19 protein-coding genes, 1 other RNA gene and 1 pseudogene are annotated in these 24,557 nt (G+C 63.6%); 12 read left to right on the top strand and 9 right to left on the bottom strand.

Annotated features, from left to right (window positions below; all coding sequences use genetic code 11):
• Positions 1-936: an alpha/beta fold hydrolase gene (locus IB267_RS05710; protein ID WP_192446761.1), complete on the bottom strand. Its 936-nt coding sequence runs from the start codon at positions 934-936 to the stop codon at positions 1-3.
• Between the two features lie 185 nt (positions 937-1,121).
• Here IB267_RS05710 and IB267_RS05705 point away from each other — a divergent pair, with 185 nt between their 5' ends.
• The 4 genes from IB267_RS05705 to metF all read left to right on the top strand — a co-directional run bounded on the left by IB267_RS05705 (position 1,122) and on the right by metF (position 6,324).
• Complete coding sequence (locus tag IB267_RS05705) at positions 1,122-1,895, top strand: ribonuclease T2 (RefSeq protein ID WP_246810550.1); 774 nt, start codon at positions 1,122-1,124, stop codon at positions 1,893-1,895.
• 207 nt (positions 1,896-2,102) lie between these two features.
• Complete coding sequence (ettA, locus tag IB267_RS05700) at positions 2,103-3,752, top strand: energy-dependent translational throttle protein EttA (RefSeq protein WP_034792366.1); 1,650 nt, start codon at positions 2,103-2,105, stop codon at positions 3,750-3,752.
• Between the two features lie 602 nt (positions 3,753-4,354).
• Positions 4,355-5,374, top strand: a complete 1,020-nt coding sequence (locus IB267_RS05695; protein WP_043615837.1) for a metalloregulator ArsR/SmtB family transcription factor — start codon at positions 4,355-4,357, stop codon at positions 5,372-5,374.
• Between the two features lie 2 nt (positions 5,375-5,376).
• On the top strand, positions 5,377-6,324 hold the full coding sequence (metF, locus tag IB267_RS05690; protein ID WP_192446760.1) for a methylenetetrahydrofolate reductase [NAD(P)H]: 948 nt from the start codon (positions 5,377-5,379) through the stop codon (positions 6,322-6,324).
• Between the two features lie 747 nt (positions 6,325-7,071).
• Here the strand turns inward: metF and IB267_RS05685 are convergent.
• The 5 genes and pseudogenes from IB267_RS05685 to IB267_RS05665 form a co-directional block, all read right to left on the bottom strand.
• A pseudogene (locus IB267_RS05685) lies at positions 7,072-8,004 on the bottom strand (DMT family transporter); the annotation flags it as partial.
• Between the two features lie 297 nt (positions 8,005-8,301).
• Entirely contained in the window at positions 8,302-9,531 is a 1,230-nt protein-coding gene (locus IB267_RS05680; protein ID WP_192447190.1) for a lytic murein transglycosylase, read from the bottom strand.
• A gap of 141 nt (positions 9,532-9,672) precedes the next feature.
• The gene (locus IB267_RS05675) at positions 9,673-10,464 is read right to left on the bottom strand and encodes a GH25 family lysozyme (protein WP_192446759.1); all 792 of its coding nucleotides are present in this window, start codon (positions 10,462-10,464) and stop codon (positions 9,673-9,675) included.
• Positions 10,465-10,703: 239 nt separating this feature from the next.
• On the bottom strand, positions 10,704-11,339 hold the full coding sequence (locus tag IB267_RS05670) for a class I SAM-dependent methyltransferase (RefSeq protein WP_192447189.1): 636 nt from the start codon (positions 11,337-11,339) through the stop codon (positions 10,704-10,706).
• A 36-nt stretch (positions 11,340-11,375) separates the two neighbouring features.
• Positions 11,376-12,626 carry a DUF3419 family protein gene (locus IB267_RS05665; protein ID WP_192446758.1) on the bottom strand — a complete coding sequence of 417 codons (1,251 nt, stop codon included), beginning with the start codon at positions 12,624-12,626 and terminating at the stop codon, positions 11,376-11,378.
• A gap of 179 nt (positions 12,627-12,805) precedes the next feature.
• On the opposite strand from IB267_RS05665, the gene IB267_RS05660 reads away from it, so the two are divergent.
• Complete coding sequence (locus tag IB267_RS05660) at positions 12,806-14,365, top strand: bifunctional diguanylate cyclase/phosphodiesterase (RefSeq protein ID WP_192446757.1); 1,560 nt, start codon at positions 12,806-12,808, stop codon at positions 14,363-14,365.
• Between the two features lie 141 nt (positions 14,366-14,506).
• Entirely contained in the window at positions 14,507-15,859 is a 1,353-nt protein-coding gene (locus IB267_RS05655; protein WP_192446756.1) for a serine hydrolase, read from the top strand.
• Positions 15,860-15,926: 67 nt separating this feature from the next.
• Here the strand turns inward: IB267_RS05655 and IB267_RS05650 are convergent, their stop codons facing one another.
• The 3 genes from IB267_RS05650 to IB267_RS05640 all read right to left on the bottom strand — a co-directional run bounded on the left by IB267_RS05650 (position 15,927) and on the right by IB267_RS05640 (position 19,071).
• Positions 15,927-16,973: a lytic transglycosylase domain-containing protein gene (locus tag IB267_RS05650; RefSeq protein WP_192446755.1), complete on the bottom strand. Its 1,047-nt coding sequence runs from the start codon at positions 16,971-16,973 to the stop codon at positions 15,927-15,929.
• Between the two features lie 116 nt (positions 16,974-17,089).
• Positions 17,090-17,725: a LysE family translocator gene (locus tag IB267_RS05645; RefSeq protein ID WP_192446754.1), complete on the bottom strand. Its 636-nt coding sequence runs from the start codon at positions 17,723-17,725 to the stop codon at positions 17,090-17,092.
• Between the two features lie 128 nt (positions 17,726-17,853).
• Entirely contained in the window at positions 17,854-19,071 is a 1,218-nt protein-coding gene (locus tag IB267_RS05640; protein ID WP_192446753.1) for a pyrophosphate--fructose-6-phosphate 1-phosphotransferase, read from the bottom strand.
• A gap of 430 nt (positions 19,072-19,501) precedes the next feature.
• Between IB267_RS05640 and IB267_RS05635 the strand changes: the two genes are divergently transcribed.
• The 6 genes from IB267_RS05635 to IB267_RS05610 all read left to right on the top strand — a co-directional run bounded on the left by IB267_RS05635 (position 19,502) and on the right by IB267_RS05610 (position 24,101).
• The gene (locus tag IB267_RS05635; RefSeq protein WP_043615866.1) at positions 19,502-20,209 is read left to right on the top strand and encodes a DnaJ family molecular chaperone; all 708 of its coding nucleotides are present in this window, start codon (positions 19,502-19,504) and stop codon (positions 20,207-20,209) included.
• Positions 20,206-20,970, top strand: a complete 765-nt coding sequence (locus IB267_RS05630; RefSeq protein ID WP_043615869.1) for an N-acetylmuramoyl-L-alanine amidase — start codon at positions 20,206-20,208, stop codon at positions 20,968-20,970. The genes IB267_RS05635 and IB267_RS05630 overlap by 4 nt, the downstream gene beginning before the upstream one ends.
• A gap of 222 nt (positions 20,971-21,192) precedes the next feature.
• On the top strand, positions 21,193-21,720 hold the full coding sequence (locus IB267_RS05625) for a lytic transglycosylase domain-containing protein (RefSeq protein WP_043615871.1): 528 nt from the start codon (positions 21,193-21,195) through the stop codon (positions 21,718-21,720).
• Positions 21,721-22,015: 295 nt separating this feature from the next.
• Positions 22,016-23,206, top strand: a complete 1,191-nt coding sequence (locus IB267_RS05620; protein WP_192446752.1) for an FAD-binding oxidoreductase — start codon at positions 22,016-22,018, stop codon at positions 23,204-23,206.
• A 106-nt stretch (positions 23,207-23,312) separates the two neighbouring features.
• Positions 23,313-23,712, top strand: an RNA gene (gene rnpB, locus IB267_RS05615) — RNase P RNA component class A.
• Between the two features lie 8 nt (positions 23,713-23,720).
• Complete coding sequence (locus IB267_RS05610; RefSeq protein WP_192446751.1) at positions 23,721-24,101, top strand: hypothetical protein; 381 nt, start codon at positions 23,721-23,723, stop codon at positions 24,099-24,101.
• The last annotated feature ends 456 nt before the right edge of the window (positions 24,102-24,557 follow it).

Raw genomic sequence — 24,557 nt, 5'->3', positions numbered from 1 at the left:
TCAGCGCCGCCCTGCGACGGCGCGCAGGCACCAGGCGGCAAAGTCTGCCGTCGCCTGTTCCCGGCCGATTTCGTTCAGCGTTTCGTGGCGCATGCCGTCATAGACGGTGACGGTAACGTCTCTGAGGCCCGCCGCCTTCATCTTCGTGCCGAGCCAGCGGATGGCGTTGCCCATCTCGGTCGACGGATCGGCGCTGCCGCCAACGAGATGGATGGGCAGGTCTTTCTTCAGCCGCGCCAGCCGCTCGGGCCGGGGGCCATCGAAGGACAGCCGGAAGAGGTCGAGCCAGAGCGAGACGGTGGCATCGGAGCCACAGAGCGGGTCGGCGGCGTATTTTGCGACCTCGGCATCGTCGCGCGACAGCCAGTCGAGATCGGTCTTGCGATCCTTGATCGCGCCGCCCCACATGCCGAAGGTGAGCTTGGTCAGGAGCGGGCTCGGCACGTCAGATCCCTTGAGCGCCTTTTCGACCTTCAGGATCGCCTGCCCGCCGCGGCCGGCAAGGCCCGGGCGGAAGTTGGAGTTCCAGACGGCGAGCGCATCATAGAGGCCGGGATCGGTCTCGGCGGCGTTGAGCGCAATCAGCCCGCCCATGGAATGGCCAAAGAGGATGACCGGCAGACCCGGATGGGCGGCGGTCGCGATCGCGCGAATGGCGCGGATATCGGCAAACACCTTGTCGAGGCCGTCGCGGTTGGAGAACATGCCGAGCGGCGCGTCGGGCGCGCGCGTTGCGCCGTGGCCGCGATGGTCGTGGGCATAGACGTGGAAGCCGTGTGCTGCCATCGTCTCGGCAAAGCGCGCGTAACGACCGGAATGTTCACTTAGGCCATGGCTCAAGAGGAGAATGCCGCGGGCATCGACGGTTGCCGGCACGTGGCGCCAGCTCAAGCTGGCACCGGTCGGGCTCTGATGCGTCTTCACCTGCCCGAACATCTCTACTCCCGGAAGCAATCGACAGACCACGGAGATTTCAAATCGATTTGCACGGCAAAGGCAATCGCCGCTTGTTGATCGTTGCGCATGAGGTCACAAGCGATTTGACGGCAAGCGCATTAGGAGTTGCAATTTTCCCGTTTTGAGCGATATTCGTTCTTGTTTTGTTTTCGAGGGAGGATGCCATGATGAGTTTCTTTAAAGCGATGTCGGGTTCTTTGGCGGGCATCTTGGCCGCGTTGGTGCTGCTGCTTGCGCCCGCCGCCTTTGCTGCCGGTGAGGATCAAGGGGCTGCCGAAGGGGCTGCGAGCCGAACCCAATATGTATTGGCGGTCAGCTGGCAGCCCGGTTTCTGCGAGACACGGCCGCAGCGCAAGGAATGCGAGAGCCAGACGGCGGAGCGCTTCGATGCCACCAACCTTTCGCTGCACGGCCTGTGGCCGTTGCGCAAGAGCTACTGCGGGGTCGCGGCCGAGGTGCGGGCGACCGACCGCAAGGGCAGTTGGCTGGAGTTGCCGAAGCTCGCCATGGCCGACGACACGGCGGCGCGGCTGCTTATTGCCATGCCGGGCGTGCAGTCCGGTCTCGACCGGCACCAGTGGCTGCGAAGCGGCACCTGCCAGAGCGGCTCGGTCGACGAATATTTCTCGGTGCAACTGCGCATGCTGGAAGAGCTCAACCGCTCGGCGGTCGGGGCACTTTTCCGCCAGCGTGTCGGCGCGGAACTCGATGAGGCGACGATCAAGCAGGCCTTCGACCAGAGCTTTGGCGCTGGCGCCGGCGACCGGGTGCGCATGCGCTGCCAGACGCTTCAGGGCCGCAGCATCATCACCGGGCTGACGATCGGGCTCACGGGCGATGTCATGAAGGCGGCGACCCTCGGGCCGCTGATCCAGGCGGCAGGGCCGACCGAATTCAAGTGCGCCAAGGGTATCGCCGATGCCGCCGGTCGCGGGTAGGGCGTTTCGCCCGGTTGGGCATGTCAGCGCTTAAGGTGCGGCCTTGACCGCGCCGGCTTTAGGCGCCTTCCGGGAGAGCCTGCCGGGCGTGCCGATTGGGATGTTCGTTTTGGGATAGGCGGGGGCGGATGCCTTTGATCATTGCCCCCTTCCACTAATTCGCCTACATAGCGGGCAAATTTCCTTATCCCTGCGGAGCATTCCCTCATGGCACGTCAGTTCATCTATCATATGGCCGGGCTTAATAAGTCCTACGGCGCGAAGAAGGTTCTCGAGAACGTTCATCTGTCGTTCTACCCGGACGCCAAGATCGGTATCCTCGGCCCGAACGGCGCCGGTAAGTCGACGGTTCTACGCATCATGGCCGGCCTCGACAAGGAGTTCACCGGCGAAGCCTGGGTGGCCGAGGGTGCGACGGTCGGCTATCTGCCGCAGGAGCCGCAGCTCGATCCGACGAAGACGGTGCTTGAAAACGCCATGGAAGGCGTCGCCAAGAAGAAGGCGATCGTCGACCGCTACAACGAACTGATGATGAACTATTCCGACGAGACGGCGGAAGAGGGCGCCAAGCTCCAAGATATCATCGACAGCCAGAACCTCTGGGATCTGGAAAGCCAGGTCGAAATGGCCATGGAAGCGCTGCGCTGCCCGCCGGGCGACGCGGAAGTCACCAACCTGTCGGGCGGTGAAAAGCGCCGCGTTGCGCTCTGCAAGCTCTTGCTCTCGCAGCCGGACCTGCTGCTCCTCGACGAACCGACCAACCACCTCGACGCCGAGACGATCGCCTGGCTCGAAAAGCACCTGCGCGAGTATCCGGGCGCCGTGCTGATGATCACCCACGACCGTTACTTCCTCGACAACGTCACCGGCTGGATCCTCGAGCTCGACCGCGGCCGCAGCATCCCCTACGAGGGCAACTACTCGGCCTACCTGGTTGCGAAGGCCAAGCGCATGCAGCAGGAAGGCCGCGAAGAGGCGTCCCGCCAGAAGGCGATTGCCCGCGAACAGGAATGGATCGCATCTAGCCCCAAGGCTCGCCAGGCCAAGTCCAAGGCGCGTATCCGCTCCTATGACGAACTGGTCAACGCGGCGGAAAACCAGCGTCCCGGCGACGCGCAGATCATCATCCCGGTCGGCGAACGTCTCGGCCAGGTGGTCATCGAGATGGAAGGCGTCACCAAGGGCTATGGCGATCGCCTTCTGATCGACGGCCTGTCGCTGAAGCTGCCGCCGGGCGGCATCGTCGGCATCATCGGCCCGAACGGCGCCGGTAAGACGACGCTCTTCCGCATGATCACCGGCCAGGAACAGCCCGACAGCGGCTCGATCCGCATCGGCGACACCGTGCACCTTGGTTACGTCGACCAGAGCCGCGACGCGCTCGACGGCAACAAGACCGTCTGGGAAGAAATTTCCGGCGGTGCCGAAGTCATCAAGCTCGGCAAGCACGAGATGAACTCGCGCGCCTATTGCTCGACCTTCAACTTCAAGGGTGGCGACCAGCAGCAGAAGGTCGGCAACCTCTCGGGTGGTCAGCGCAACCGCGTTCACCTCGCCAAGATGCTAAAGAACGGCGGCAACGTGCTGCTGCTCGACGAACCGACCAACGACCTCGACACCGAGACGCTGGCAGCGCTCGAAATCGCGCTCGAAAACTTCGCCGGCTGCGCCGTTATCATCAGCCACGACCGCATGTTCCTCGACCGTCTGGCAACGCACATCCTCGCCTTTGAAGGCGACAGCCAGGTCGAATGGTTCGAAGGCAACTTCGAAGACTACGAGAAGGACAAGATCCGTCGCCTCGGCCCGGATTCGGTCAACCCGAAGCGCGTCACCTACAAGCGCCTGACCCGCTAACACGCTGTCGGCGCCGCCACGTTGCGGCGCGGGAGTATGCGGCGTCCGTTAAAGCGGGCGCCGCACCAATTGTTCAAGGAACGGGCGAGGCGCAGGCTTCGCCCGTTTTCCTTTGCCACCGATCGCGAAATCCGGCCAAGGGCTGTTTGCGTACAGGGTTCGTTTGTCGCCGTGGCCGCGCCTCAGCCGCACTTGCAGGACGCTCCGGAGGCGTGGCGAACCGCTCGGCAGTTGCCGTCCCGATGCCGGACGCGAGCAGGGCGTTTGCGGGTTTTTGTGCCGCTGCGGCGAGGCGGGTAACCAAACAGGGCGCGGCGTGCCTGGGGCAGGCAGAGGCCCGGATAGCGGGGCTTCCTATCGGGAAGGGTGTCAAGTCTGTCTCGAGTGAGTGGCGTTGCCCTCATTCGGGTGGTGAAGCAGGCCTGTTGAGACGGCCTGTGCGGGCCTCTTGACGTGCCGCCTGAAGCATCGCTTGTGGCGCATGGCGTCCATACACAAGCATCTGTTCCGCCAGCGCCATTGTTTGGCCTCTCCGCGCAAATCTGCTTGCGTCACCACCTCAAATCACATAAACATATCTTTATGTGTTGATGGGGATCGCTATGGCTCTGCAGAGAGAACTGGGTCTGGATGCGTTGGTGGACGTGCTGAAGGCGGCGGGCGAGCCGACCCGCATGCGTCTCGTCGCGCTTCTCGCCGCCGGCGATCTGACCGTCACCGATCTTACCGAAATTCTCGGTCAATCGCAGCCACGCATTTCCAGGCATCTGAAGCTCTTGGCGGAGGTCGAGCTGATCGACCGCTACCAGGAGGGCGCCTGGGCCTATTTCCGCCTCCGTCAGGACGGTGCCCGGGTCGGGCTCGTGCGGGCGATGCTGGCTTCTGCTTCGGCCGACGACGCGGTGCTTGCGCGTGACGCGGCCCGGCTCACCACCTTGAAGAAGGCGCGGTCGGAAAAGGCGCAGGCCTATTTCAGCCGAAACGCCGCCGGTTGGGACGAGCTTCGCCGCCTGCATGTCAGCGAGCGCGACGTCGAGGCGAAGCTGCGCGAGATGGTGGGCGACGAGCCGGTCGAAAGCCTGCTCGACCTCGGCACCGGCACGGGTCGCATCCTGCAGCTCTTCGAGGGCCTCTATCGCCGCGGCATCGGCGTCGACGCCAGCCGCGACATGCTGGCGGTGGCGCGCTCCAATCTCGACCGTGCCGGCATCACCAAGGCGTCGATCCGCCATGGCGACATCTTCAACCTGCCGCTCGACGGCCAGACCTTCGACCTCGTCACCATTCACCAGGTGCTGCATTTCCTCGAGGAGCCGGAAGCGGCGATCGCGGAAGCCGCGCGCATGCTGATGCCGGGCGGACGGCTGGTCATCATCGACTTCGCGCCGCATGGGCTTGAGCATCTGCGCGACGAGCACGCCCATGCGCGCCTCGGCTTCTCGCACCAGGCGATGGCCGATTGGCTGGCGAAGGCTGGCCTTGTGCTCGAAAAGACCACGGATCTTTCGCCTGAGGGGGCGAATGATGGAAAACTGACGGTGACGATCTGGCTCGCGCGTGATCGGCGGGCCGTGAACGAGAATGAAACGCCGCGGCCGCGTGTCCAGGCGGGGGGAGTATGAATATGACGGCACAGACGCTTTACCCGGCCGAACGCGGCAATCTCCGGCTCTCCTTCGAATATTTCCCGCCCAAGACCGACGAAATGGAAGCGCAGCTCTTCCAGACGGCAGACGACCTTTCGGTCTTCGGCCCGGCCTTCATCACCGTGACCTACGGCGCCGGCGGCTCGACCAAGGCGCGTTCGCTGACGACGGTCCGGCGGCTGATCGCGGAAAGCGGCTTTGCCAATACCGCCGCGCACCTGACATGTGTCGGCGCGCCGAAGGCGGAAGTCGATGCGGTCATCGACGAGTATCTCAGCTTCGGCGTCCGCCACTTCGTGGCGCTGCGTGGCGATCCGCAGGGTGGCATCGGCAGCACCTACCAGCCGCATCCCGAGGGTTACGCCAGCAGCACCGACCTCGTGCGGGCGATCCGCGCCCGTGGCGACGACATCGAGATTTCCGTCTCCTCCTATCCGGAGAAGCACCCGGAGAGCCCTGACGTAGCCGCTGACATCGACATGCTAAAGCGCAAGGTCGATGCCGGCGCAACCCGCGCGCTGACCCAGTTCTTCTTCGACAACAACGATTTCGAGCGCTACCTCGAACGGGTGCGGCGCGCCGGCGTCAACATCCCGATCGTTCCGGGCATCCTGCCGATCAACAATCTGGCGCAGGTGCAGAAGTTTGCCGGCCTCTGTGGCGCCACCGTGCCGGAGGCGATCGTTACGCGGCTCGCGCATCTCGAGGACCAGCCGGTCGAGCGCTTCAAGGAGGCGACGCACATTGCCGCCGAGCAGATCGTCGATCTCGCCCGGCGCGGCGTACGCGACTTCCATATCTATACGATGAATCGCACGCCGCTGGTGACAGCCGTGCTGGATCTCGTCGGTTTCGAACGGGTCGGCGTGGAAGCGGCGGGCGCGATCGATGCACCGCTGATGGTGGCGGCCGGCGCGGCCGCCTGACTGTCGCCCGCACTTTTGCGACGGGCGAGGGCCGCTCCGCTGTCTTGAACTTGCGCATGGCTGCGAAACGCCCTCGCGTCCTGGCAGGCCTCAAGGAGCGCCGTGGCGCTTTATATGGGTCCATGCCCGTTGAGGCTTGATCGGCTGCGGGTCGCAGCAACGCGCCGCTCGCTACCGCATCCACCAAAAGGAAAGCGCCCGAAGATCGATCTTCAGGCGCTTTCTCGTTTGTCGCAGCGTCTAGACCTTAAGCTCTCTGGCGGTCTAACTGGCTTGGTGCTGCAAAATGGTTTCCCGGAAATTTAAGTCCCTATTCGGTTTGGACTCTCAGCGGCCGCTCCTCAGATGAAGAGCATCGTGGCCACGAATACGAACGCTGCACTGATCATGAGGACATTCAGCGAATGTGTAAGGCCCATGGAAGACCCTCCCTGCGTTAACGCGTTAAAACATAGGGCGAAATCACGACACGTTAAAGGGAAACTTGTGCTGCAGTGCGAAATGCGTGAGCCGGCGCCGCCTTATTCACAGGTCTATAGTTCTGATTTTATTTAAGTTTCCAGGCCGCCACATTTTTTTCACAATCGCTTCGGCAAGGTTAATATAAACGTTTGTAACCGTGCGTGAGTGGCTCGGAGCGGGACGAAAATCGGCTGTCGATTCCCCGCAAACCTCGTCCTTTTCACGCGGTGCGAAGCACTCCAGGCGTGTGGGTTTTCCTGCAACGCCGGGGGACAGAATGTCAGGCGACCCGCCTGACCGCAGGATCCGACCGTCGAGTACGGCGAGGCCAAGGGCGATCAGCACCATGCCGGCAAAATCAGCCGCCTGCAGCGTCTCGCCGAGGAAGAGGTAGCCGAGCAGGATCGCGCTTGGCGGCACCAGAAGGGTGACCAGCGAGGCGTTGGTGGCGCCGGCCGCACGCATGATGCGGAAATAGAGGATGTAGGCATAGGCGGTCGAGACCAGCGCCAGTCCGAGGATCGACAGGATCACCTCGACGGGCGGCATAGGCAAGAGCCAGGGCGTGTCGGTAAAGGCGGCCACGGGCAGCGCGATCAGCGTCGAGGCGGTCAACTGGCCGGCGGCCGTCACGGGAGGGGCGAGATCGCGGAAGCGCTTGCCGTAGGTTGCCGCAAAACCGTAGCTGATGGCGGCAAGCACCGGCAGCAGCAGCGCCCAGAGCGGCACGCTGCTGGTGGTACCGAACAGACCGGCAACGGCGCTCGGTCCGATCAGGATGACGGTGCCGGCGAGCCCGAGCAGACAGCCGGCGATCTTGGCGGAACTCAGCTTCTCGTCCTCGGTCGCCATGTTGGCGATGATCACCGTCCAGACCGGGGTCGTGGCGTTGAGGATCGCCGCCAGTCCGGCGCCGAGGTGGGTTTGTCCAAGGAAGATGAAGGCGTGTGGAATGGCGTTGTTGATCAGCCCCATCAGCGCGAATTCGCGCCAGCGGCCGGCAAGCGCCTCGTACATGCCGAAGCGGCCGTGGATATAGATATGCAGCGCCAGGGCTGCTAGGCCCAAGCGCAGGAACACCAGCGTGAAGGGCGGCACATGCGCGACAGCAACGCGGGCGAAGAAGAACGATCCGCCCCAGATCAGGCCGAGCAGGGCAAGCAGAGCCCAGGTCCCGGCGCTCATCTGATTGCCATCGACGGTGGTTCGCGCATTCATGGTGATGCCTATCCGTGCTGATTGTGTGCTGGCCGTCAGTCTTCCACCGCCGGCCGGGTGGACGCCGTGGCGCAAGCTCCTGGGGCCCGCTCCCGGATCGGTTGCGCTTTGACACATGATACATAGCCCGGCACGTCCGGCGGAACCACCCGGTTCTTGCGGCGATCGCGAAGGGACGTGATCGGGGCCGGCCGGCAAGCTCTCATCGATCGGGATCCGGTCGGTCGCCGCAGAATGAAAAAACCCCGGAGATCGATCCGATCTCCGGGGCCATGATTTTTGAACGGCGGTTCGGGCTTAGAGCGCGTTCAGGAGTTCGAGCGTCGCCCAGCCGTCGGCCGGACGGCCGAGGCGGAGCTGCTCCTTCTGGAGTGCCGCGCGGGTGCCGGAGCCGAGGATGCCGTCGATCTTGCCGACGTCGTGGCCGAGCGTCTGCAGCTTGGTCTGCAGCGCCTTCATACCGGTGTCGTCGAGGCCCGGCTCCGGGTTGCCGCCTTCATAGGTCGGCGCGCCGCCGAGACGGGTCGCGAAATAGGCAGCCGACGTCGTGTAGATGAACGACTGGTTCCATTCGAGATAGACGTTGAAGTTGGGGTAGGTGAGGAAGGCCACGCCCTTGCGGCCCTGCGGCAGCACCAGCGATGCCTCGAGATTGCCGAAGGCGGTGTCGCCGTTGCGCGGCTTGACGCCGAGCGCGAACCAGTCGCTGGCCTTCATGCCCGGCTGCAGGCCGGTCTTTTCCCAGGGGAGCTCTTCGGGAACGCTGACTTCCTGGATTACCGGCTGGCCAGCCTTGTAGCCGAGGCTCTGGATGAACTTGGCGGCGGTCAGGATCGCGTCGGGCGAGCTCTTTTTCAGGTTGACGTGGCCGTCGCCGTCGCCGTCGACGCCATAGGCGATGATGTCTTCCGGCAGCATCTGCACCTGGCCGATCTCGCCGGCCCAGGCGCCGGTCGTCGTTGCCGGGTCGAGGTCGCCATGCTGCACCATCTCGATCGCCGCGATCAGCTGCGGGCGGAACATTTCCGGGCGGCGGCAATCATGCGACAGCGTTACCAGCGCATCGCGGGTGTTGAAGTCGCCCTGGACGGCGCCGAAGTCGGTCTCCATGGCCCAGAAGGCGGTGATGACGGGGGCCGGCACGCCGAATTCCTTCTCGGCGCGGGCAAAGACGTCGGCATATTCCTTCATCTTCTGCTGGCCGATATCGAGGCGCGACTTGCTGACCGTGCGCTTGGAGAATTCGGTAAAGGTCTGCTTGAAGACGCCCTGCGTGCGGTCGCGGCTGAGGACCTTTTCATTGATGGCGGCACCGGCGAGCGCCCGGTCGGCGACATCGGCCGGAACGCCTTTGGCGATCGCTTCGGCCTTCACGCCCTGAAGGAACGCGCCGAGATCGCCGCCGCAGGCAACGGCCGGGGTTGCTGCCTTCGTGCCTGTCGAGGCTGCGGTCTGGGCGGCAGCGGCCGACGCGGTCAGCGCCAGAAGAGCGACGGAGGCGAGCGCGCGCCGGGCTGTGCGGGTCATCATGAAATTCCTTTCTTTGCCGTGGGGCGCCTCGCGCCACCACGGGCAATCAAATCGCTACGAAATCTGTCGTTGCTCTTTCAGAGCATTATGACCGAAAGAAGAAAATGGGTTTTCCTGCCGCACCTATCGGCAGGAATGTCAGTTCTGCTTCAGCTGCGAGACCGCGGCGACCCAGTTCTTCCAGTTTTTCGCCGAGCCGGCGAAGACATTGATATCGGTGGCGCCGTCGATGCCGGGGATGACCCCCGTGCTGGTATATTGCCAGAACGCCCAGCGGCGCTCGACATAGACCTCACCCGGATGCTTGGCGACCGAGCGCACCCAAAAGTGATGTTCCTTGAACTGGTCGACGAGATTGTCGCGGTGGAAGTCGACAGAGGTGTAGATGATCGGGCGCTTGCCATAATGGGCCTCGAGCCGGTCCATGAAGCGCTTCATCTCGACGCGCACTTCGTCCGGTGTCGGGCGATGGCGGCAGGTCTTCGATTCGCCGTTCCACTCGACGTCGAGAACCGGCGGCAGATAGACCGCGCTCTTCGGCACATTGGCGATGAACCAGTCGGCCTGGTCGTCGGCGGTCGAGCAGAAGTAATAGAAGTGATAGGGCGCGTAGGGGATGCCGGCGGCGCGCGCCTTCTGCCAGTATTCGGCAAAGCGCGTATCGACCCGGTCCTTGCCCTCGGTCGCCTTGATGAAGGCGAAGGAGACGCCGGAGTTCTTCACCTTCATCCAGTCGATATCGCCATTCCATTTCGAGACGTCGATGCCGTGGATGTTGTGGTGCTGCGGCGTGCGCGTGCCGAAGTTCTGCGGGTCGGTGTCCTGGAAGCGCGGCGGGATCGAAGCCGTCTGCATCAGGTCGTAGTCGGTCGACGAGCAGCCCGAAAGAAGGGTGGCAATAGGCAGCAGAGCCAGGAGAAGCCGGCGCATGATTTTCCTGTCTAGAGACGATCGATGATCCTGCCTCACACGATGGCTTCCCTGTCGGTGATTTCCCCAGTGAGGCGTGAACCTCATTTTCACCATATCATCGTAAAAATTGAGTTAGCTCAAGCGGGAATTGCGGACGGTCGAAGAGCTAAAAAGCGCCGAAAACCAGGCGGTTTCGGCGCTTGCTGGAATGGCTACCCCAGCCGGGGTGGAAAACGTTGGTGTAACCGCCTGCCGCCTCAGGCGGCGATCGCCACGAAAGGGCGGTGGTAAACGGCGAGCCAGGCATAGCCGCGACCGATCGCGCGGCGCTCGAGATCAGCGCCATTTTGCCGGGCTTTCTCGCGCAACACGTCGAACAGCCGCTCGCGCGGCGTCACGTGGAAGCGGTCCAGCCAGCCGTGCAGCGCCCGGCGGAAGCTCGTTGGCAGGCGTTCCTGCTGGCCGAAATCGGCGATGTGCAGCGAGCCGCCCGGGTTCAGCGCTGCGATCGCCGCGTCGATCGCCTTCTGCCAGTCGGGGATCATCGACAGCGAATAGGAGATGACGATGTGGTCGAAACCCTTTTCGCCGAAGATCGCCGGGTCGAAGTCCGTCGCGTCGGCGACGTGGAGCGTGGCGCGCCCGCTGCCGCCGCGGTTGAGCTTCGCATCGGCGAAGGTCAGCATTTCCTGGGAGATGTCGAGCCCGAACAGGCGGGCCGAAGGGAAACAGCGGCCGATCAGCGCCAGATTGCGGCCGGTGCCGCAGCCGACCTCGAGCACCGAGGCGCTGGAGGCCGGGTTCATGTCGCGGATCAGCGTGTCGCGGCCGAAAAGATAGTACTTCCGCGTCAGATCGTAGAAGTGCCGCTGATAGCGGTACATGTGGTCCATGCGCCGCGCATGCGAGATCCCGGCCTGTTGCACGTTTCAGCCCTTCTTGCGGTAGATGTGGAAGCCGCCATAGATGGCGGAGCGGTCATCGGCGCCGAGCCGCAGTGCGGTTTCGGCGTCGTAGTGCCACTGGTCGAGCAGGGCCGGGGAGACACGGCCGGGCAGGATGCTGTCTTCCGCCGCCGTGCGGAAGATCACGACGGCACCTTCATCCGCCGTGCGGGTGATCTCGGTCCAGAGGTCGTTCAGCTGCTGGTCGGTCATCCAGTCCTGCGCGTCGAGCAGGATATAGCGGTCGACCGAGCCGGCGGATTTTCCGGCGAGAAGCTCGGTGAAGCTTGCGTGATGCACCTCGACGCGCTCGGCATTGTTGCGGATCGCCTCATAGGCGCCAGCGTCGAGATAGGGCGGCAGGTCGCCTTCGTGCGGCAGCGGGTAGCGGCGGCCGAAGGCCTGCCAGGCGAAGTAGTTTTCGCGCAGCGGGAAGTGACAGGTGAGCTTTTCCAGGCGATGGCGCAGCACGGCGGCGAGCGACTTCTCGACACTCAGGCTTGCGAGCTCGTCGAACTGCTGCGGCGGGATGCCGAGGCCGAACAGCGAGCTCTTGCGCCCGGTGATCCAGCGGATGACGGGACGATCGAACAGCGGCGCCAGGCGCTCGTCGAAGAACTGGCGTTGCTCGCGCATGGACCGCGCCTGGACGAAGTCTTCCGGGTTGACCCCGTGCAGGCGGGCAAGCAGGTGGCTGGCTGCAATGAAGCGGCCGAGCAGGCCGGTGCGGTAGATGTTGCGCCCGAAGACGCCGATGCGCCGGCGGCCGGTCATGTCGCGGCCGTTCCAGTAGCTGCGCGTGGCCGTATCGAGTTTCGGCGCGAGGAAAAGGTCGAAGGCCTGAACGTTGGTGGCTGTGCCTTGCGTCGCCAGGAAGCGGGTGACGTCCTTGTGGTTCGGCAGATGGCGGAAAGCCGCGAGCTTCAGGCGGTTGAGCGCGATGTGGTGCGGGTTGAGGTCGACGACGTCTATTCTACGCGGGCCGGCCGACAGGTAGGTCAGCATGTTGCAGCCGCCGGAGCCGATGGTGACGATCCGGCTTTCCGGGGTCAGCTGCATCGCCTCCATGTCGACGATCGGATCCTCCCAGATCTGCGGATAGACGAGGCCCGAAAAAAGCAGGCCGAAGAGGCGTTCCGAGAGGCCTGCGAGGGAGAAGGTCTTGTGCTGGAGCAGGGCGTTTTTCAGCTTCGGATTTTTTCTGCCAAAGCCTACGTCGGGAGCGAGTTCATTCATCTCTGCCGGTCATCCAGTTGAAACTTAGGCGCTTCTAAAGTGACTCGGCTACACTTTGATGACGGGCTTTCCCACAAGGGTCGGGCCGGTCTTCGGAACCCAGATCTACAATTTTTCACCCATAAGAATTCATTAAACCCTGACGTGCTAGCACCGCCTCACATACGGGGGGCGTCGACATGATGTTAAGTACGTTTCTGCCGAAGCCCGAGCAGCGATTTGCGGCTGCCGGCGCGGCATTGGGGGCCCTGGTTTCTGCGGCGTGGCTTGCCGGTGGAACCGCTCTTCCCGGCGAGATGGCGCCGCACTGGGACGTTCCCGCCGTGCTGGCAGCCGGCGCGATGCCTTTCATCCTCGGCGGCTCCTTCTATCGCTGGCGCTATTCGCGCCGGCTCGAACTCGAGTTGCGTGCCGCGCGGCGCGCCGAGCGCCGCCTGCGCAACGAAGTCCATCGCGACAGGCTGACGGGACTTGCAAACCGCGCGGCCCTCGAAGCCGACATCAGCCAGGCACTTTGTGCAGAAGGTACGGCGTTTGCGCGCAACGCCTTGCTTCTTCTCGATCTCGACCGTTTCAAGGTGATCAACGACACGCTGGGCCATGATGCCGGCGATCGGTTGCTGGCGCTGTTCGGCGCCCGTCTCAGGCGTGCCTTTGCCGGCGAGGCGACGATCTACCGGCTGGGCGGCGACGAGTTCGTGCTTGCGGCCGCGCGCGCGCCGTCTCAAGCCGATGCCGAAATGCTCGCGACGCGGGTCGAGAAGCTGTTCGAAGCGCCGTTCGATCTCGGGGAGACGCGCATCGCGTCCGGCTGCAGCATCGGTATCGCCTTCATCGAGCGGTCGGACAAGTCGACATCCGACGTGTTGAAAAGGGCGGACCTGGCACTCTACGAGGCCAAGGCGATCAGCGGCAACAGCCATGCCTTCCACTCGGAAACCCTGAGCCATGCCGTGCGGCAGCGGGCGGAAGCCGAGCGCGATCTTACACGCGGTTTCGAGGCGGACGAGTTCTTTCTCGCGTTCCTGCCGATCCTCGGCATCGAAAGCGGCTCCATCCGCGGCTTCCAGGCGCTGCTGCGTTGGCGGCATCCGCATCTCGGCGTCATCGGTGCGGGAACATTCGAGCCGCCGGAGCAGAGCGCGATTACGCTGGCGCTCGGCGCCTGGGCGCTTCAGTCCGCCTGCAGGCAGGCGGCCGGCTGGAACGTCCCCAAGGGGCTGACGATCGCACCCTTCGTCTCGCAACTGCGCGACCGCGATTTCGTCACGCAGGTGGAGCGGTGCCTTTCGGAGGCCGGCCTTTCGCCGGAACGGTTGACGATCGAGGTCGCCGAGGGCGTCTCGACCGACGATCTTGTCATCGTCACAGACAACTTGCGGGGGCTGCGCGCGCTCGGCGTTCGCGTCGCGCTCGGCGGCGGCTCCGCCTCGTCGCTGCCTCTGAACCAGATCTCCGACGTCCAGCCCGACCAGGTGACCGTCGATCTCGCCACCGTTCGTGCCGCACATGGCAGCGAGCGCAGCGTGGCCTTGCTCGCCTGCCTGATCAAAACCGGACAGGTGCTGCGGCTTTCGATCGCCGTTAGTGGTGTCGAGAAGGAGAGCGAGGCGGATTGCGCGCGGGCCTGTGGTGCTGCCGAGATCCGCGGTCCCTGGGTTTCGCCGGTCTTGGCCGACGTCTCGGTGCTCGTCGGCGACGGCGAGGCGGAAGAGTCGCGCCGCTCTGCCCGGGCTTAAGCGAGACCACGTCACGGGCAGAAAAGCGCTGCACTTTTTTCGACCGCCTGAACGTCTTTCCAATATGAAAAGTTGAGCCGGCCGGGGCTTTCCCTTGCGGCAAAATGCTGGTTCTCTTTGCGCATCAGGCCGGAGGATCGCATGAGACGTTTGTTGAAGATTTCGGGAGCCGCGCTGGCGCTGATCGTCGTCGGCCTGTTCGGCTGGCTTGCGCTGGCGCCGCCGGAACTGCTGAAGGTCGGCGACGGCTATGCCGCGAAGATCGTCTGCTCCAACGTCTTCATCGCCGGGCGCGATGCCCAGGCGGTGCTCGCCGAAGACGTGCAGGCCCCCGGCCATCCCTTGCTCAAGCTCGTGCGCGTCGGCGTCGACAAAGAGAAGCAACTGGTGACGGCGCGCATCCTCGGTTTTGCCGCACCCGGTTATGCGGCCTACCGTCCGGGCGCCGGCTGCGCCAGCCTGCCCGACGGCAATGCTGCGGCTCTGGCACCGATCGAAACGAAAACCGCCGCGGCAGCGCCGGTGCCGGGTGCGGCCTGGCCCGAAGGCGAGGGAGCCGCGATCGAGCCGGCCTTGCAGAAGCTCATCGAGGACGCCGATCTCGCCGGGCCCGGCATGCGGGCGATCGCCGTGATCCGCGACGGGCAGCTGGTGGCGGAAACCTATGGTCAGGGTTTCGACCGTTCGACGCCGCTGCTCGGCTGGTCGATGACCAAGTCGGTGACGGCCGCGCTGATTGGCCTTCGGATCACTGACGGGCGCATGGACGCGTCGCAACGAAACCTGCTGCCGGAATGGGCCGGGGACGAGCGGTCGGCCATCACGCTTGCGGACCTTATGGGGATGCAGAGCGGGCTTGCCTTCAACGAGAATTATGGCGCCGTCACCGACGTGACGCGGATGCTCTACCTGGAAAAGGACATGGCGGGTTTTGCCGCCACGAGGACGCTGGGTGCAAAGCCCGGCGCGAACTTCAGCTATTCGAGCGGCACCAGCACGCTGCTGTCGCGGATCTGGATGCGGACCTTCGACGACCCGGCGGCAGCGCTTGCCTTTCCCTATGACGCTCTGTTTGCGCCGCTCGGCATGACGAGCGCCGTTCTGGAGACGGACGAGGCCGGAACCTTCGTCGGTTCCTCCTATATGTATGCGACGACGCAGGACTGGGCGCGGTTTGCGCAGTTCCTGCTGCAGGACGGCGTCTGGAAGGGGAGGGCGATGCTGCCGAAGGACTATGTCGCCTTCATGCGCACGCCGACCAAGGTATCCGGCGGGAAATACGGCCAGGGTCAGGTTTGGCTCGAGGAAAACGGCGCGCGGGCAGGAACGGGCAGTTTCCCGGCGGACGCCTTCTGGATGCTCGGCCATGACGGCCAGGCGATCATGCTTGTGCCTTCGCTGAAGCTGGCGGTCGTGCGGCTGGGCCTTACGCCCTCACGCCTTGGCTACGACGTGCAGAAGCTGAACGCCAAAATAATTGAGGCGCTCGATTGAGCGCCTCGTAAGGGAATTCCTGAACCGTCGAGAAGCAGCTTCGCTTCGGGCAAGCCGGATGGCCGGCTTACTTCATGCCGAGCTCTTCGAGCAGACCCTTGCGCTTGGCGTGGTAGTAATAGCCGCTGGCATAGAGCTTGACTGCGCCGTCGTGCTGGTTGTCGGCCACCATCCAGGCGCCGTGCAGATACTTGGTTGCGTATTTGAGGTTGGTTTCGGCGTCGAACAGACCTTCGGCCGGACCGTCATAGCCGAGGCCCTTGGCGGTGTTGTAGCGGATCTGCATAAGGCCGTAATTGCCCTTGCTGTAGGCGCGCGGATTGTAGTTGCTCTCGCGCTTGACGACGCGGTGCACCAGTTCCACCGGAATGCCGTTGAGATCGGCATAGTACTTGATCATCTTGTCGAGTTCGGGACGCGAGCTCGTCGGCGTCTTGGTGAACTTCATCGAATCGGGAATGACGTTGGCGACTGCGGCCACCGTCGAGCCGATCACACCGGTCTTCGGGCGCTCGGTCGGAACGATCATGCGGTTGGCGACCAGCGTTTCGAGGCCGACCGGTTCGCCGGTGTCGAAGTCCGATTCCATTGCGGCCGCAACTGCGAGCGTCGAGACCGGCAGGTCCTGGACGCGCGTGGTCTTGGTTGCCGCCGGCGAAAGGGCGGCGGATGCAACCTGCGTTGCGTCGGCGGGCGAGGGGGCTTCAGCGGCTGCAATCGCCGCGCTGGCACCGTTCTGGGTCGTCGGGGCAACCATGGCAAGCGCCATGGTGTCGCCCGGCTTGGACGCGGGAACCGCGACCAGTGCGGGGGCAGCATCGGCGCCCTGTGCCAGATCGGTCGCGACCGGGTAGGTGGCGGCGACGCCAGCGGTCTGGCCTGCCGTCTGCGCCGTGAGGGCCGCGCTCGTTGCGGTGGCGACGCCGTCGGGCGTCGGCAGCGCATAGGCCGTCATTTCGGTGCCGGGCTTGGCGAGGGGCGTGACCGTCTGCACGGCCGTGAGGTCTGCCAGCGACGTGTGCTCTACCGTTGAGCATCCCGAGACGATGGTCGCCGACAACAAAGCTGCCATGCCAAACGTCTGTTTGGAAAGGGAAATACGGTAATTCGCCATTCTGTCACTTTCGTGCTTCTGGGCCCCGTAGCCCCTGCAAATCAGCGGTTGCCAGCCGCCAAGCGTGAATCTCCATTAACCTATGAGGCTGGCGGCGGCAAGCGTGGGGGCGAATTTCAGGCCGTGGCCCGCTTCATCGTGGCCGTCAAAAGCCCGGCGCCGATCAGCATGGAGCCGCCGGCGCGGTTGACGATCCGGCGCACATTCGGCTTGGAAATCGTGCTGCGGGCGGCGGTCGCAAGGGCTGCATAGAGGCTGGCGTTGAGGATCGCGAGCGTCAGGAACGTCAGCTCGAAAATCGCCATCTGGGTAAAGAGCGGCTGGCTGAGATCGAGGAACTGCGGCAGGAAGGCGACGAAGAAGACGATGCTCTTCGGGTTCAGTGCGGTCACTGCATAGGTATGAAAGAAGATGCGCAGCGGGCGTTCCGTCGACGTGGTTTCGAGGTCGGCGTCGCCGCCGGCGGCCACCGGCGCGCGCCAGAGCTTCATGCCGAGCCAGATGAGATAGGCAGCACCCACCCATTTCAACAGGGTGAAGATGGCGGCGGAGGTGGCAAGCAGGGCGCCGAGGCCGAGCATGGAGGCGGTCATGGCGGTGAAATCGCCGAGCGCCACGCCGGCGACCGTTGCGCCCGCGGTTCTGCGGCCATGGCCGAGCGCATAGGAAATGACGAGGAGAATGGTGGGGCCGGGGATGGCGAGCAGCACGGCCGAGGCCGCGGCAAAGGCAAACCAGTGTTCGAACGACATGAAAAAGGCTCCGCGTTTGAGGGCGTCTCGGCAATCAATTTGCCGAGCCAGCCACGGAAACGCGGAGCCGTCAACGTCTAATCAGGCGTTGTCGGCGGATGGCCTATGCACCCGCCGGCAAGTGTCGGTCAGTGCTTCTGGGCTTTCCACTTCTGGCCGATGACGTCCATCACCTCGCCGAACCACTTGGTCGAGGTGTCGAACTGCTTGCCGCCCTTGATGCGCGGGAACTCGATGGTGCGCAGCTTGCCACCCTGGTCCTCGTCGTGACCGGTGACGCCCGAGACCTTGTTGAGCGCGCTTTCTACGGCGAGATCGACCATGCTCTGGATCAGGCGCAGGTCGTCGCCGTTGGCCGGGGCCGAGCGGGCGTAGTAGCCGGACTTCTGCACCATGGAGCGCTCGGCGCCGAGAAGGGCCGCGAACTGCTTGGAGAACCAGTTGCCGACATTGATGGTGTCGATCTTCACGTGGCCGAAGGCGTCGCGCTTGACGGTCTCGCCGGCGGCTTCCCGTTCAGCGACGATGGCGTCGAGGCAGGCGCCTTCACTGACGAACAGCGTGACGAAGCCCGAGCTGTCCATAACCTGGCGCAGGCGGTCCGCTTCGGCCTGCAGGTCGAACTTCATCTCCGGCAGGTAAAGGCCGTCGATGTTCTTCATCTGCCGGTTCATCATGAAACCGTCGACGAATTCCTTGTCGTCGGTCATCTGGATGTAGGAGCGGGCGGTGGCCGCCGTCAGCCAGCCGCAGTGGCGGCCCATGACTTCATGGACGACGAGCGTGCGCGGGGCTGCACTCTGTTCGTTGCTGACATTGTCGAAGAAGCGGGCGCCGTATTCGGCAGCCGTCCAGGCGCCGAGCGTCTGGCGGATCGGAACGACGTCGTTGTCGACGGTCTTCGGCAGGCCGACCACGGTCAGGTCGTAGCCGTTGGCGCCGAGATAGGCGGCAAGGTCGGCAGCGGTCGTGTTGGTGTCGTCGCCGCCAATGGTGTGCAGGATCGAGATACCGTCCTTGGCAAGTCGTTCGGCTGCGACACGCAGCGGGTTTTCGCCTTCCTTGACCAGGCCGCGCTTGACACAGTCGGCGGCGTTGGTGAGCTTGACGCGGCTATTGCCGATCGGCGAGCCGCCATGGCGGTGCAGAATATGAGCCTTCTCGCGCATGTCGCGGGTGATTTCGATCTGGTCACCAAGGAGCACGCCCTGGTAGCCCGAGCGATAGGCGACCAGTTCGTATTCGGGCGCTACGTCCGTATAGCGCTCGATCAGTCCTCCAACGGCCGATGACAGACAGGGTGCGAGCCCGCCGGCCGTCAGCATTGCGACTTTTTTCTTGGCCATGTTTCCTCCTCGGGACTTTGGCATGCGATGGGTGCGGCCTCCATAGCGCAAATCGGATGGAATTTAAATGACGGCCCTGTGGATGTTGTGTCGAGGCGGGGAGGGAACGGTCGCCGTCTGCCTTCGGAGACGAAGGGCAGGCCCGGTGCCGCGCCGATTGTCGCAGGCGCTAGCAGGCGATCAGAAGGCGCGGCCTTCGCAGGTGGTGCATTCGGCGCGTTTTGCGGCATAAATTTGCCGCTTCGGATCGCTAGGGTGTTCCCAAGGGAACAGCTTTCCGTCTACCAGCTGTCGCAAGTTCCAATCGATGGATTGACAATAGTGAGGTGCCATCACAAATTCGTCATCCTCGTGGTTTGGACCATCCCACCGCTTGCAATTTGCCACCACACAAGTCCATGCTATACGCTGGAGAGACAGGGATTCTCGCATGTCATTCTGGGACAGCCTCCTCAAGATCGTTACCGCCACCGGCAATGCGCTTGCCGGTGTGGTCGAGGCCGTGCGTACCCTGTTTGAGGGCGATCCGGAGACACGGCGCAAGGTCGCCTTCTCCGTCGCGATGATCGCGCTTTCGGCCAAGATGGCCAAGGCCGACGGCATCGTCAGCGAAGCCGAGGTCGCCGCCTTCCGCGACATCTTCCAGTTCCCGCCCGACCAGGCGCAGAACGTCGCGCGTCTCTATAACCTGGCGCGCCAGGACGTCGCCGGCTACGAGGCCTATGCCGAGAAGATGGCGTCGCTGTGTTCGTCCTGCGAAGAAAACTGCCCGATCCTCGAAGATATCGTCGATGGCCTTTTCCACATCGCCAAGTCCGACGGTGCGGTTCACGAGCGCGAATTGGCGTTTCTGTTGCGGGTCGGCGAGATCTTCGGCATGGACGAGGCGCATTTCGGTCGCATCATGGCCCGTCACGTGCACGGCGACGGTCGCGACCCCTATCAGGTGCTCGGCGTTTCGCGTAAGGATGATTTCGCCGACATCCGCAAGCGCTACCGTGTGCTGGTTTCCGAGAACCACCCGGACATGCTGGTTGCGCGCGGCGTACCGCAAGAATTCCACGCGATCGCCAATGATCGCATGGCGGCCCTCAATGCCGCCTATGAGGCGATCGAGAAAGAACGCCGAGCTGCATGACGTCTAAATACTGCGACTATCCGGGGGCTCGCTTCATGCCATCGCCGAATTTCGGCGAGCGCGCTGACAAGCGGGCACCGGATATGATCGTGCTGCACTACACCGGCATGGCGACGGGCGCTTCGGCGCTCGAATGGCTGTGTCGTGAAGAGAGCCAGGTTTCCAGCCATTATTTCGTTCATGAGGACGGGCGCGTCGATCAGCTCGTGCCTGAGACGCTGCGTGCCTGGCACGCGGGCAAGAGCTACTGGAAGGGCGAAACCGACATCAATTCCTCTTCGATCGGCATCGAGATCGCCAATCCCGGCCACCCCGGCGGACTGCCGGATTTCCCGGAAAAACAGATCGAAGCGGTCGTCGAATTGTGTCGGGACTGTGGCCAGCGGTGGTCGATCGCCCCGGAAAGGGTGCTGGCGCACAGCGATATCGCCCCCATTCGCAAGGTCGATCCGGGAGAAAAATTTCCCTGGCACGTCCTTCACCGCGAAGGGGTCGGGCACTGGGTTGAGCCTGCGCCGATCGGCGGCGGGCGCTTCTTTCAGCGCGGCGACCGCGGCCAGCCGGTCGAGGCCATCCAGTCGATGCTGTCGCTCTATGGCTACGGCATTGAAGTGACTGGCGATTTCTGCGAAAAAACCGAGGGTGCCGTCGCCGCGTTCCAAAGGCATTTCCGGCAACAGAGGGTGGACGGCATCGCCGACATCTCAACCCTCGATACGCTTCATCGCCTGCTTTCCGGGCTGCCGCAATTCATCGCCTGACGCGGAAGAATTTTTCGTCCTGAAGCCAGTTTGCGGATGTTCGTGGCATGTTTTTTTAGCTTTGCCACATGTTTACCATGATGCACCGTTCATTTCCCGCTCATTGAAACTGCAGGAGCTTCAGGGCGCGACGCTCACTTCCTGTGAATGAAACGATCGGGACGTGAGGCTCGAAGCGGGGTGCGCTTCGGTCGAATCCCCAGACCGGAGAATTCAAACTACATGAGAATATCGTCTGTTGCTGCGGTGGCGGCATGCCTTGGCATGTCCTTCGCCGGGATGGGTACGTCGTATGCGGGGAATGTCGACAAGACCATCAAGACCTCTTCCATCCCGTCCGTCACCCGGACCACAGGCTTCCCGAAACCGGACCTTCCCAAGAACGTTCAGTATTCAGCCCTCATCAAGAGCTATGCGAAGCAGTACGGCGTACCCGTCGATCTGGCGCATGCGGTCGTCAAGGTCGAAAGCAATTTCAATCCCAAGGCACGCGGCAGCGCTGGCGAAATCGGCCTGATGCAGATCAAGCCCGCCACGGCGCGCATGATGGGCTATTCCGGTTCCTCCAAGGGTCTCTACGATCCGGAAACCAACATCAAGTTCGGCATGAAGTATCTCGCCATGGCGCACGAGCTGTCGGGCGGCACCACCTGTGGCACGATCCTGAAGTACAACGCCGGTCATGGCGCCAAGCGCATGAACCCGGTTTCCAAGCGCTATTGCGGCAAGGTCCAGGACATCATCGACTAGAACGCCGTGCGTTTCTTTGGACGCACAAAGAGCGCATAGGCGTTCTCAGACCAGAGCATCTTTTCGCCTCGGTGGTTCCACTTGAGAGCGGGCGCTGCGGTCGATCGACAGACAAGCGTGGGTGACGCATTTGCCCGCGCGACGAGAGAGCATCATCCGCCGGCCACGCGGCCCTGGCGGATGCTCCAGCCGGACAGGTCTCGCGTTCCGGCGCACCAATTAAATCCTTGAGTGGTGGTGCCCTGTCGGCGCCGATATGCTACCTCCTTCCCGTGTCAGCGGAGCGGGGATGGGCATGTCGGAAAGCTTTGATTTCATTGTCGTCGGCAAGGGCATGATGGGCGCGGCCGCGGCCCGGCACCTGGCGCTGTCGGGGGCGAACGTTGCGCTCGTCGGCCCGGACGAACCGAGCGACTGGGCTAGCCATTCCGGCGTCTTTTCCAGCCATTACGACAATGCCCGTATCACCCGCACCATCGACGACGATCCCGTCTGGGCGCGCCTTGCCCGGCGCTCGATCGAGCGCTACGACGAGATCGAGCGCGAAAGCGGTATCCGGTTCTATCATGAGGTCGGCTGCCTGATGGCCGGGCCGGCGCCGGGATCGAGCTACGACTATATCGAGCAAGTGGAGAGAGCACGGGATGCGCTCGGCGTCGAGGCTCCGCTCTACGACCGCGAGACGCTGTTGCAGCGTTTTCCCTGGTTCCGTTTTCCAGAGGGAGCGGCCGGCGTTTACGAGCGCCTTGGCGCCGGCTACGTCAATCCGCGCGCACTCGTTGCGGCGCAGGTCATCTGTGCGGAGAAGGCCGGCGCGCGGATCGTGCGCGACGAGGTTCGCTCCATCGCCGAAACCGCCGGCCGGGTGATCGTTACCACGCTCAAGGGCGATCGATTAACGGCGCCGCGGGTCATCGTCGCAGCCGGTGGCTTCTCGCTTTCAAACACGCTGCTGCCGCGGCCGATCGACCTGACGGTCAAGGCCCGCACGGTGCTGTTCGCCGAGGTGGCGGCGAGCGAGCTGCCTGACTTCGAGGGCATGCCTTCGCTGATCGGTGCGGCGCCCGAGCAGGAGAAGAGCTACTACCTGCTGCCGCCGGTCGGCTATGCCGAAGGCAAGACCTACATCAAGATCGGCGGTGATCCGAGCGATAGAACGCTTGATGATGAGCCGGCGATACGGCACTGGTTCCGCGGGCCGGGCGGTGCCGCCGCGGCCGAGCATCTGCGTCGGCTGTTGGCCGAGGTGATGCCCGCTTTCAAGCCGGCCTCCACCCATTTTTCGCCCTGCGTCACCTCGTTCACCCGGCATGGCCTGCCCTATATCGGTTTTGCCGAGAGCGACCGTATCGCTGTCGTCACCGGTGGCAATGGCCAGGCGGCAAAAAGCTCCGATGAAATCGGCAGGCTCGGCGCTGTCCTCGTACAGAACGGCCGGATCGACGAGCCCGAGTACGGCGCCGATTTCGCGGTGGCCTTCCGTTAGGCGAAGGCGGCATCCGCCAGGCTCCAGCCGATCTGCCTGTTGGTGGCTTTCAAAACCCTGCCGTTTTTTCTGGCGCCGGGCGGGGGCTTGCGTTAAGGAGCGCCTGCCAGTTGGCCGGGCAGCCGCTCTCCGCAAGTGCCGAAAGGCCGCGGGGGGAGGAAAGTCCGGGCTCCACGGAAGTACGGTGCCGGATAACGTCCGGCGAGGGCGACCTCAGGGAAAGTGCCACAGAAAGCAAACCGCTCCGCTTGCGGAGTAAGGGTGAAAGGGTGGGGTAAGAGCCCACCGCGGACATGGCGACATGGACGGCACGGCAAACCCCACCGGGAGCAAGACCGAATAGGGATGACGCGGACGCGCAAGCGCCCAGCCTGTTTCCGGGCCAGTCATCCGGGTGGGTTGCAAGAGGCTGCGTGCAAACGTAGTCCCAGATGAATGGCTGCCACGTTCCGTTGCCTTCGGGTGGCGGGGCCATACAGAACCCGGCTTACAGGCCAACTGGCGATTTCTCTTTATGGTGAAACCGCGTCTTTACCACTTGGTTGTGCCAGTGGTGTCGGCGAGTGCTGACAGTGGGGCGCAGGTGACAGTCGCAAAAGCTTTCGGAAAATGGTGCGGTGTCGGTCTGGCGCTGCTTGTGCTGGTGCCGGCCGCCGTTGCTCCCGTTTATGGTGAAAATCTGCCAGACCTTTCGGCGAACAGCTATCCTGCCGCCAAGGTCTACAAGGGCAAAGTAAAACTCCGGGACTTCAACGGCCGTGACAAGGATTTCCGCCTCTTTCGAACGACGATCGCCAAGGAAATGCTGGAAGGCGTGAACTTTGCCGGCGAGTACCGGGTGAATCAAGTCGGTTGCGGTGCGCAGTGCACTTTCGTCGTCGTCTCGAGCAACTGAACCGGGGAGGTCTTTGATTTCCCTCGGGGCGGTGACGACACGATTGGGTTCGGGCTCGATAGCAGGCTGATGATGGCGCAATGGGGCTCCTACGAGCCAGACCGATGCGTGCTTGAATACCTGGTGTTCGATGCCGGTCGTTGGAAAGAGCTCTACAGCCGCCAGGTCGGTACGTTCGAAGCGTGTCACAACTCGATCGGCGAGAATGTTGCGCAGTCCGACCCTGGGCGGAAGGCGCCCTAGACTTGATCTGAGGCGCGTCGTCGCGGGCATCTCCGCGATGCGAAGTTGCGTTCGCGGCCGCGGGTGGCCGGCGCCTGCTGCCTCGGTTTTTTTGCCGGTTGGGTTCCGCGCGATCGCGCCCGGCGGTGGCAATGCGCATGTTCCTGCGCTTTTTCTCACATTCTGATTTTTCAACGATTTGAAGCCGTTCGATCGTCGCATTCCCGCACGGTG

The sequence above is a fragment of the Ensifer sp. ENS09 genome (genome assembly GCF_014852425.1).
Classification (GTDB): domain Bacteria; phylum Pseudomonadota; class Alphaproteobacteria; order Rhizobiales; family Rhizobiaceae; genus Ensifer.
The sequence above is the reverse complement of the archived record's forward strand: the minus strand, read 5'-3'. Positions and strand labels throughout refer to the sequence as shown.